The 1,451-nt window shown below is 43.4% G+C and carries 3 protein-coding genes; 2 read left to right on the plus strand and 1 reads right to left on the minus strand.

What is annotated here, in order from left to right; genetic code table 11:
* Window positions 1-495: 495 nt before the first annotated feature.
* Complete coding sequence (locus J1781_RS00585; RefSeq protein WP_217218594.1) at window positions 496-717, minus strand: hypothetical protein; 222 nt, start codon at window positions 715-717, stop codon at window positions 496-498.
* A gap of 216 nt (window positions 718-933) precedes the next feature.
* Between J1781_RS00585 and J1781_RS00590 the strand changes: the two genes are divergently transcribed.
* The gene (locus J1781_RS00590) at window positions 934-1,047 is read left to right on the plus strand and encodes an ash family protein (protein WP_238483016.1); all 114 of its coding nucleotides are present in this window, start codon (window positions 934-936) and stop codon (window positions 1,045-1,047) included.
* Between the two features lie 19 nt (window positions 1,048-1,066).
* Window positions 1,067-1,327, plus strand: a complete 261-nt coding sequence (locus tag J1781_RS00595; protein WP_217218595.1) for a helix-turn-helix domain-containing protein — start codon at window positions 1,067-1,069, stop codon at window positions 1,325-1,327.
* Window positions 1,328-1,451: the final 124 nt, after the last annotated feature.

The following is a 1,451-nucleotide window of genomic DNA, read 5'->3' on the forward strand; positions in this document are numbered from 1 at the left end:
TTTATATACTCCTTAAATAAAAATATAAAGGTTGCAGCTAGTAAGGTGGCTATTGTACCACTAAGGATTGAATTTCCAGACATGTAGGTTGCCAAGTCGTTCAGCCACTCCCAGACTGTTTTAAGTAAATGAGAGAATTTTTCCATAAGTCTATCCAAAGTATGCGATGATATAAAAATATTATACAATGTAACATTTTAAAGAAAAAATCAATACTGTTTAGAGTGATCTAAACAATGTTCGTAGCATAAACGTCAAATACAATGTTAGTATTCAAGATAGAGATTATAAGCAATATGATAAAGATGGAGGGAACAAGCCATTGTCCTACATAACCGAGACAGAAGATACATTATTGGGAGGATACATAACATCATAAATGTGAGAAGCATCAAATTTATGCGAGGTTCCACAGTTGTATTGCTGGATAGCATCAATGATTTGTTGTTGAGAAATAAAATCGGGTAAAAGCTTCGGCATTTTTTCTCCTTAATATTATAGGGAATCGATCATTCCTAATTTCAGCAAAGATTTTTCTATTTCTCTAATCCATTCCTCAGGGCAGGGTTTTACACGTTTTTTGGGATCTTGGCGATTATGAGCTTGTCGTGTGGTTAAGCCATGCATCGCTTTGACATGCGCAATCCAGCAAGGAGTGTGAATAGTTTTACCTGTTCTGGACTTCACATCCGCAATTATTTCTTTATAAGTAGCCATCTTTTCCTCCATAAAAACTTCCTGGAATCCACCTCGCAACTTCAACGAGTTACTTGGTCAGTCCTTCTGATTTCCGATATAATCTACACCGCTGCGGCACAATCCGCAGCCGGGTTTCGCAGCCCGTGTAATCTGAAGGCGGCACCTCACATTGAGAGTGCCGTCGCTTTGACGCAACTATTGAAAATGTGGCTGTAATCCACAAGCAGTATCTCAATGGTGGCTCAGGCGGGGCAGCCTTCGGGCTGGCCGGTAGCCTTCAGAACCGGTACTGCGAACCTCGTCTGGGCTACCACCAAAGAGTTTCGCAGCTCCCGTGGTAGTGATTAACTATCTGAAGGAGCAATCCATGAATACACTCAACGACTGGCATCCCGCCGACATCATTGCAGCACTTCGCAAGAAAGGCACCACGCTGGCAGCAGTCTCACGCGCTGCGGGGCTGAGTTCTTCCACGCTTTCTAATGCACTTTCCAGACCCTGGCCGAAAGGAGAGATCCTGATTTCTCAGGCAATCGGTGTGCCACCACATACTGTCTGGCCGAGCCGCTATTATGACCGGCAGGGGAATCTGATCAAAAGAACCGTGCGGATAACAGACAAAAGTTAATTAGCATTCAGGCGGCAGATCATACCTCTGTCGCCTGTGATTTATCACTAATGTTATTTCTCTGCATTTTACGCAGCAGCGATAAGTTTACCGCATAATGCCTGGCTTTCAGCGGGACAGGATT

This window comes from Rahnella perminowiae, from assembly GCF_019049695.1.
Lineage (GTDB): Bacteria > Pseudomonadota > Gammaproteobacteria > Enterobacterales > Enterobacteriaceae > Rahnella > Rahnella perminowiae.